The sequence below is a fragment of the Nocardioides sp. P5_C9_2 genome (assembly GCF_054049555.1).
Genome location: NZ_JBFUMD010000137.1, coordinates 1 through 8,043, shown reverse-complemented (window position 1 = coordinate 8,043; position 8,043 = coordinate 1). Strand labels below are relative to the sequence as shown.

Genomic DNA, 8,043 nt, shown 5'->3' with positions numbered 1-8,043 from the left:
GTGCAGCAGCTTGTACCAGGCCTTGGCGAAGGCGAGCCGGAACTCCTCGGGGTTCTCCAGGAAGCGTCGCGAGATCTTCTCGTACGCCGGGTCCTCGCGCAGGGCGAGGTCGCTGGTGAGCATGGTGGGCTTGCGCCGCGGCGAGTCCGCCGTCGGGCCGGGGATGATGTCCTCGGCGTCATTGGCGACCCACTGCTTGGCGCCGGCGGGGCTCTCGGAGAGCTCCCACTCGTAGCCGAAGAGGATCTCGAAGTAGCGGTTGCTCCACTGGGTCGGCTTGTCGGTCCAGGTGACCTCGAGGCCGCTGGTGATCGTGTCGGCACCCTTGCCCGACGCGTAGGAGCTCGTCCAGCCCAGGCCCTGCTCCTCGAGCGGGGCGCCCTCGGGCTCGGGGCCGACGAGGTCGGGGTCGCCGGCACCGTGGGTCTTGCCGAAGGTGTGACCACCGGCGATGAGCGCGACGGTCTCCTCGTCGTCCATCGCCATCCGGGCGAAGGTCTCGCGGATGTCGCGGGCCGAGGCCAGCGGGTCCGGGTTGCCGTTGGGGCCCTCGGGGTTGACGTAGATGAGGCCCATCTGGACCGCGCCCAGCGCCTCGCTGAGCTCGCGCTCGCCGGAGTAGCGCTCGTCGCCGAGCCAGGTGTCCTCGGGACCCCAGAAGATCTCCTCGGGCTCCCAGACGTCCTCGCGGCCGAAGCCGAAGCCGAAGGTCTCGAAGCCCATCGACTCCAGCGCCACGTTGCCGGCGAGCACGATCAGGTCGGCCCACGAGATCGACTGGCCGTACTTCTGCTTGACCGGCCACAGCAGCCGCCGCGCCTTGTCGAGGTTGGCGTTGTCCGGCCAGCTGTTGAGGGGCGCGAAGCGCTGCCCGCCGTCGCCGGCGCCGCCGCGACCGTCGTAGATCCGGTAGGTGCCGGCCGAGTGCCAGCTCATCCGGATCATCAGGCCGCCGTAGTGCCCGAAGTCGGCCGGCCACCAGCCCTGGGAGGTGGTGAGCACCTGGGTGAGGTCCCGCTTGAGGGCCTCGACGTCGAGGTTCGCGAACTCGCGGTCGTAGCGGAAGTCCGGACCCAGCGGGTTGCCCTTGGACGAGTGTGCGTGCAGCACCGACAGGTCCAGCGAGTTGGGCCACCAGTCCTTGAGCGTGTGGGGCCGTCCACCGGTCTTCGGCGTCGGGGAGTCGATCGCCGGGTTCTCGCTCTCGCTGCCCTGAGCGGTCGCGGAGTCGTGGGCGACCGGGCAGCCGGCGGCGGCCTTCTCGTCCACCCCCTGCGGGCTCGTGGGTGCGTTGTCCTGGTTGTCGCTCATCTGGTTCCTTCCGGAGGGACGGTCACTGGTCACTGGTTGCTGGTGGTCGTGCTGGAGCGAACGGTCGCGCACGCGGGGCAGGTGCCCCAGTAGACGACCTCCGCCTCGTCGACCYCGAAGCCGTGGTCGTGGGAGGCGGTGAGACAGGGTGCGTCGCCGACGGCGCAGTCGATGTCGGCGATGGCGCCGCAGGTGCGGCACACGACGTGGTGGTGGTTGTCCCCGACCCGCGCCTCGTACCGGGCCAGCGAGCCGGCCGGCTGGATGCGCCGCAGCAGGCCGGCGTCGGTCAGCGCCCGCAGCACGTCGTACACCGCTTGGTGGGAGACGTCGGGCAGGGATCGTCGGGCCTCGCGGATGATCGTCTCCGTGCCGGCGTGCGGGTGCGAGTGGACCACGGCGAGGACCGCGAGGCGAGGTCTGGTGACTCGCAGGTCGGCGCCCCTGAGTGCCTCACGGAGGTCGGGCTCGGCGTCCATGGGCCCAGTCTCGCCAGCAATCTTGATCGAGTCAAGATTGGCGCGCGGACGGCTACAGGTCGGCGCTGTCCATCAGGACGCCGAGCTCGGTGAGGCTCAGCTCCCGCATCTCCCCCAGCTGCAGCGTTCCCAGCTCGATCGGACCGATGGAGGTGCGGGTGAGCCGCGTGACGGGGTGCCCGACGTGCTCGAGCAGGCGGCGCACGATGCGGTTGCGTCCCTCGTGGATGACGAGCTCGACGATGGTGCGGTCGCGGGAGGTGCGGCCGTGGCTGCCCTCCACGACGCGTGCGCGGGCGACCGCCACCGGACCGTCGTCCAGGGTGACGCCCGCGAGCAGCTGCCTGATGATGCCGCGGTGCAGCTGGCCCTCGACCTCGGCGACGTACGTCTTCTCGATCTCGTACGACGGGTGCGCGAGGCGCTGGGCGAAGTCACCGTCGTTGGTGAGGATCAGCAGCCCCGACGTGTCGGTGTCGAGGCGACCGACGTGGAAGAGGCGCTCGGGGCGGTCGGCCACCAGGTCGCCGATCGAGCGGCGGCCGTCGGGGTCGGACATCGTCGAGACGACGCCCCGCGGCTTGTTCAGCACCAGGTAGACGTGGGGGGAGATCGGGGGCAGCCGTCGGCCCTCGACCCGGATCACCGCGGTGCGCGGGTCCACCTTGGTCCCGAGCCGGGTCACGACCTCACCGTCGACCTCGACCGCGCCCTCGAGCATCAGCTCCTCGCACTTGCGCCGGCTCGCCACGCCGGACTGGGCGAGCAGCTTCTGCAGCCGGATCAGCCCGTCCTCGTCGGTGTCGGGCCGCTGCGAGGCGGGGTGGGTGTCCTTCTCGTCGTGCGGCTTCATGCAGGCTCGGTGCCCCCGTCGGGCTCGGTGCCGTCGCCGCTGTGCGGCGAGTGCGGCTGGTGCGGGTGGTCGGGTGCCGGTTCGGGTGCCGGTTCGGGAGCGGGGGCCGTGCCGGCCACACTGGCCAGCTCGTCCTCGAGGTCGTCCATGTCGGGCAGGTAGGGCGCCAGCTCGGGCAGCTCGTCGAGGGAGGTGATGCCGATCCGCTCGAGGAAGTAGGTGGTCGTGCGGTAGAGGTTGGCGCCGGTCTCGCCGTCCTGGCCGGCCTCCTCGACCAGTCCGCGCGTGAGCAGGGTGCGCATGACGCCGTCGACGTTGACGCCGCGGATCGCCGAGACCCGGGCCCGTGACACCGGCTGCTTGTAGGCGACCACGGAGAGGGTCTCCAGCGCCGCCTGGGTCAGCCGCGCCTGCTGGCCCTCGAGCACGAAGCTCTCCACCACGGCGGCGTACTCCTCGCGGGTGTAGTAGCGCCAGCCACCGGCCACGTCGCGCAGCTCGAAGCCACGGCCCTGCTCGGTGTACGCCGCCGCGAGCTCGTCGAGGGCCGCCTCGACGTCGGCGACCGGATGACCCACGACCGAGGCGAGCCGCATCGTGTCGAGCGGCTCGTCGGCCACCATCAGGATCGCCTCGAGCGACGGGTGGAGCGGCGCGACGGCGACGTCGAGCGTCTCCGGCGACGGGTCGGTGTCGGTCACGGGATCTCCTGCGGATCGTTCTCGTCGGGGGTGTCGGTGGCGGTCAGGTCGACGACCTCTGGCTCGGCGCCGTCGAACTCGTCGGTGATCTCCACCTCGCCGCCCTCGCCGCCCGTCCACCGGACGGTCAGCTCACCGAGCGGGGTCACCTGGTCGAAGCCCACGACCCCCTCCCGGAACAGCTCGAGCAACGAGAGGAACCGGGCCACGGTGGTGAGCTTGTCGGGTGAGTCCCCGCACAGTGCTCGGAAGGTCATCGTGCCACTGCGCCGCAGCCGGTCGACCACCAGCGCCGCCTGCTCGCGGACGCTGACCTTGGCCGCGTGGATGTGCTGGAGGGAGACCTCCAGCACCGGCTTGGGCTCCATCGCCCGGGCGGCGAGCCGGGCGAAGGCGTCCAGCCCGATCCCGATGAGCACCTCGGGAAGCAGGGTGGCGAAGCGCTCCTCGAGGCCCACCTGGCGCGGGTGGCGCGTGGACTCGGCGGCGAGGCGCTGCTCGAGCACCCCGGCCACCTGCTTGAACGCGCGGTACTGCATCAGCCGGGCGAAGAGGAGGTCGCGCGCCTCGAGCAGCGCGAGGTCCTCCTCGTCCTCGACGTCGCCCTGGGGCAGCAGCCGGGCGGCCTTGAGGTCGAGGAGCGTGGCGGCGACGAGCAGGAAGGACGTCGTCTGCTCGAGGTCCCAGACCTTGCCCCCGGCCTTGACGAAGGCGATGAACTCGTCGGTGACCTTGGACAGGGCGACCTCGGTGATGTCGAGCTTGTGCTTGGCGATCAGCGACAGAAGCAGGTCGAAGGGCCCCTCGAAGTTGTCGAGCCGCACCGCGAACGCCGGCGCCGCCTCGCCACCGGTGACCTCGGGGGTCGCGGCGGTCGTGCTCACTCCTCGGTCAGCCGTCGCACGAGCGCGCTGTCGGCGCCCCGGGCCTCGAAGTCGGCCAGCACCAGGGCCAGCGCCTCACGCACCACGCGACCCCGGTCGACGGCCAGCCCGTGCGTGCGACGCAGGGTCAGGCGGGTGTGCTCGATGTCGAGCAGCTCGTCGGAGGTGACGTAGACGGTCATCTTCTCGTCGTGGCGCACGCGGCCACTCGGCCTGCGGGGCGCGGTGTCCGGCTCGGGCTCGGGCCGGTCGCTCACGGCACGGACGGCACGCTGGGGCTCGGCCCCGTCGCCCTCCGGCGAGGTGCGGCGGAAGAGGTCGTCGGCCGCGGGCAGGCTCACTCGGCGGGCCACCGGCCGAGCACCTCCTTGGCGAGCTGACGGTAGGAGTCGGCACCGGCCGACGACGAGGCGTACGACGTGATCGGCTCGCCGGCGACCGTGGAGTCGGAGAACTTCACCGTGCGTCGGATCACCGTGTGGAACACCGTGTCGCCCCACGCCTGGACCAGGCGGTCCATGACCTCGCGGCTGTGGAGGGTGCGGCCGTCGAACATGGTGCCGAGGACGCCGTCGACCTCGAGGCGGGGGTTGAGCCGCTCGCGGACCTTGTCGATGGTCTGCTTGAGCAGCGCCACGCCGCGCAGCGCGAAGTACTCGCACTCCAGCGGCACGATGACGCCGTCGGAGGCCGTCAGGGCGTTGACGGTCAGCAGGCCCAGCGACGGCTGGCAGTCGATGAGGATGACGTCGTACTGGTCGAGCGCAGGGGCGATGACCCGCTGCAGGGTCTGCTCGCGGGCGACCTCGTGGACCAGCTGGACCTCGGCGGCGGACAGGTCGATGTTCGAGGGGAGCAGGTCCATGCCCCGCACCCCGGAGGGCACGACGACGTCGTCCAGCGTCACTTCGCGCTGCATGAGCAGGTTGTAGATCGTCAGGTCCATCTCGTGCGGGTTGAGGCCCAGGCCCACCGACAGCGACCCCTGCGGGTCGAAGTCCACCAGCAGCACCTTGCGGCCGTACTCCGCCAACGACGCGCCCAGGTTGATGGTCGTGGTGGTCTTGCCGACGCCACCCTTCTGGTTGCACATCGCGACCACGCGGGCCCGCGTCGGACCGCTCACCGGTCGGGGCTCGGCGAACGACGGCATGGGCCGACCGGTCGGGCCCAGCGGCACGAGGGTGTCGGTGGCGGTCGCCGTGACGGCCTCGGGGCGGGTCTCGGGGCGCGGGAAGGGAAGGGGGTCGCTCACGGGATGACTGTCCTCGGGGGAAGGTGCTGGAACGGGTGCTCGCACGAGTGGGGGCATCTCCGACGCGCTGCTGCCGGACCGGCCCGGGAGACCTGCGAAACCGCCACCACTCATGAACATCTCCTCTTGTCGACTCGTACCGATTGGACCACGCGGGACCTTGCTGGACTTTGTCGACACGGCGACATCTTCCCGAGAGTTCCGGGCGACTCTAGATGCGCCCGCGAGCCGCCACAACACGTGGCCGACAACCCCCAGCCCGCGAACTGAATCTGTGCACTCGGCCCCGGTCCCGTGCACAGGCGCCGGGCACCTGTGCACAAACCTGTGCACGCGCCGCATTGCAAAGGTACTACCTTTCGGGCACCATGCTCGCGACCCTGTGACCCCCCTCACAACGGAGCGACCCCGTGGAAAATCTCGAACCGGCGTACGGCACGACCGTGCTCCTCCTCATCGCGGCGGCCGCCGTCGCGCTGCTGCTGTTCCTCGTCATGAAGGTGCGGTTGCACGCCTTCATCGCACTGGTGCTGGTGAGCCTTCTGACCGCCATCGCGGCGGGCATCCCGCTGGCGCTCGTGCCGACCGCGATGCTCACCGGCTTCGGCACGACGCTGGGATCGGTGGCCCTGCTGGTGGGCTTCGGCGTCATGCTGGGCCGTCTCCTGGAGGTCACCGGCGGAGCCCAGGTGCTCGCCGACAGCCTCATCAACCGCTTCGGTGAGCAGCGAGCGCCGTTCGCCCTCGGCGTCGCGGCCCTGATCTTCGGCTTCCCGATCTTCTTCGACGCCGGCCTGGTCGTCTTCCTGCCGATCATCCTCACCGTCGCTCGCCGCTTCGGCGGCTCGGTGCTCTTCTACGCCCTGCCCGCGGCCGGCGCCTTCGCGGCCATGCACGCCCTCGTGCCCCCGCACCCCGGCCCGGTCGCGGCCGGCACGGCGCTGGGCGGCGACATCGGCGTGATCCTGCTGGTCGGCCTCCCGGTCGCCGTCGTCTCCTGGTACGTCGGCGTCTACCTCGTCTCCCGCGTGCTCGGCAGGCGCTTCGACGTCCCCGTCTCCGACATGATCTTCGGCGACCTCGACGGCGGCGAGGACCGCCCGGCGATGGCTCCCCCGGCCTTCGGGACCGTGCTCGGCCTGCTGCTCGTGCCGCTGGTGCTCATCTCGTTCAACACCGTGCTCACCACGCTGGTCGCCAACGGCACCCTCGAGGAGGGCCAGTCCTGGGTGGAGGCCCTGCAGCTGCTCGGCAACACCCCGGTCGCCCTGCTGATCACCCTGCTCCTCGCCATCGCGGTGCTCGGTCGACGCACCGGGTCCATGGCGCAGACGACCGAGGTCCTGGACCAGGCCCTGGCGCCGATCTGCTCGATCATCCTCATCACCGGCGCCGGCGGCATGTTCGGCGGCGTCCTGCGCATCAGCGGCATCGGCGACGCCCTGACCTCGTCGCTGTCGGGCCTGGGTCTCCCGCTGCTGCTCCAGGCCTTCCTCATCGCCACCGCGCTCCGGGTGGCCCAGGGCTCGGCCACGGTCGCCCTGACCACCACGGCCGGACTGATCGCCTCCCAGGCGGCCGGCTACGACGACCTCCACATCGCGCTGCTGGTCGTGGCCATCGCTGCCGGCGCCACCGTGCTCTCGCACGTCAACGACTCGGGCTTCTGGCTGGTGAGCCGCTTCTTCGGGATGGACGAGAAGACCACCCTCAAGACCTGGACGGTCATGGAGACCACGCTGGGGGTYAGCGCCTTCGCGCTCGCCGTGATCCTGTGGCCGGTCGCGGGACTCGTGTGAGTCGGGCCGTGTCAGCGGGGGCGGTCGAGGTCGGAGACGACCTCGGCGCAGATCGCCGTCATGGCGTGGCGAGCCACCTCGTCCTCTCCCCCGGCGACCGCCTCGGCGACGACCTGGTGCAGCCGACGGGCCTCGGGCTTGGGCTCGGGCGGCATCAGGTGGTGGTCGGTGCGCCCCCGCAGGACCTCCTCCACCACGTCGCCGAGGCCGGCGAACATCACGTTGCCCGAGGCGCGCAGCAGCAGCCGGTGAAAGGCGACGTCCTGCTCCAGGAACGTCCGCAGGTCCCCGGCGGCCCCGGAGGCCTCCATCTGCTCGGCGATGCGCACGATCTCGACGCGCTGGGCGTCGTCGGCGTGCCGGGCGGCCAGCGCGGCCGACGCTGGCTCGACGGCGGCCCGCAGCTCACCCAGCTGGTGCAGGTGCCGGACCCGGTCGTCGCCGTCGAGGCGCCACCGGATGACCGCGGGGTCGTAGTCGTCCCACTCCTCGCGCGGCCGGATCCGGATGCCGGTCCGTCGCCGGCTCTCCACCAGGCCCATCGAGGCCAGCACCTGGACGACCTCACGGGCCACGGTGCGCGAGACGCCGTACGTCTCCCCCAGGGAGTCCAGGGTGAGGACGGACCCCTCGGCGAGGTCGCCCCGCACGATGCGCGGGCCGACCTCGGCGAGGACGGTGCTGTGGGCGGTCGACACGAGCAGCACCCTAGCCGCGAGCGGGTGCCCTCCCAGGGCTCCCGGCCTCGTCACGTGGTGGTC

At 71.4% G+C, this 8,043-nt stretch carries 9 protein-coding genes; 1 reads left to right on the top strand and 8 read right to left on the bottom strand.

All coding sequences use genetic code 11. The features are described from left to right. The 7 genes from ACXJKL_RS09030 to ACXJKL_RS09000 form a co-directional block, all read right to left on the bottom strand. Nucleotides 1-1,311, bottom strand: a 1,311-nt coding sequence (locus ACXJKL_RS09030; RefSeq protein WP_457206730.1) for a peroxidase family protein, incomplete at its 3' end; no start/stop codon positions are given. Nucleotides 1,312-1,340: 29 nt separating this feature from the next. After that, complete coding sequence (locus tag ACXJKL_RS09025) at nucleotides 1,341-1,790, bottom strand: Fur family transcriptional regulator (protein WP_457206729.1); 450 nt, start codon at nucleotides 1,788-1,790, stop codon at nucleotides 1,341-1,343. A 52-nt stretch (nucleotides 1,791-1,842) separates the two neighbouring features. Continuing rightward, nucleotides 1,843-2,643, bottom strand: coding sequence for a pseudouridine synthase (locus ACXJKL_RS09020; RefSeq protein WP_457206728.1), 801 nt, complete (start codon nucleotides 2,641-2,643; stop codon nucleotides 1,843-1,845). After that, nucleotides 2,640-3,344 (bottom strand): SMC-Scp complex subunit ScpB, encoded by a 705-nt coding sequence (gene scpB / locus ACXJKL_RS09015; protein ID WP_457206727.1) that lies wholly within the window; start codon nucleotides 3,342-3,344, stop codon nucleotides 2,640-2,642. The genes ACXJKL_RS09020 and scpB overlap by 4 nt, the downstream gene beginning before the upstream one ends. Further along, entirely contained in the window at nucleotides 3,341-4,228 is an 888-nt protein-coding gene (locus ACXJKL_RS09010; RefSeq protein ID WP_457206726.1) for a segregation and condensation protein A, read from the bottom strand. Before ACXJKL_RS09010 ends, scpB begins: the two co-directional genes overlap by 4 nt. After that, nucleotides 4,225-4,581: a hypothetical protein gene (locus ACXJKL_RS09005; RefSeq protein WP_457206725.1), complete on the bottom strand. Its 357-nt coding sequence runs from the start codon at nucleotides 4,579-4,581 to the stop codon at nucleotides 4,225-4,227. Before ACXJKL_RS09005 ends, ACXJKL_RS09010 begins: the two co-directional genes overlap by 4 nt. Then, nucleotides 4,566-5,540 carry a ParA family protein gene (locus ACXJKL_RS09000; RefSeq protein ID WP_457206724.1) on the bottom strand — a complete coding sequence of 325 codons (975 nt, stop codon included), beginning with the start codon at nucleotides 5,538-5,540 and terminating at the stop codon, nucleotides 4,566-4,568. Before ACXJKL_RS09000 ends, ACXJKL_RS09005 begins: the two co-directional genes overlap by 16 nt. 353 nt (nucleotides 5,541-5,893) lie before the next feature. On the opposite strand from ACXJKL_RS09000, the gene ACXJKL_RS08995 reads away from it, so the two are divergent. Further along, a complete protein-coding gene (locus tag ACXJKL_RS08995; protein ID WP_457206723.1) occupies nucleotides 5,894-7,282 on the top strand; it encodes a GntP family permease in 1,389 nt (462 codons plus the stop codon). A gap of 11 nt (nucleotides 7,283-7,293) precedes the next feature. Here the strand turns inward: ACXJKL_RS08995 and ACXJKL_RS08990 are convergent. Then, the coding region (locus tag ACXJKL_RS08990) for a FadR/GntR family transcriptional regulator (RefSeq protein WP_457206722.1) at nucleotides 7,294-8,043 on the bottom strand (750 nt) is incomplete at its 5' end.

Coding starts and splice junctions, on each gene's coding strand:
- ACXJKL_RS09020 (WP_457206728.1), bottom strand. CDS start 2,643: ATGAAGCCGCACGACGAGAAGGACACCCACCCCGCCTCGCAGCGGCCC.
- ACXJKL_RS09000 (WP_457206724.1), bottom strand. CDS start 5,540: ATGCCCCCACTCGTGCGAGCACCCGTTCCAGCACCTTCCCCCGAGGAC.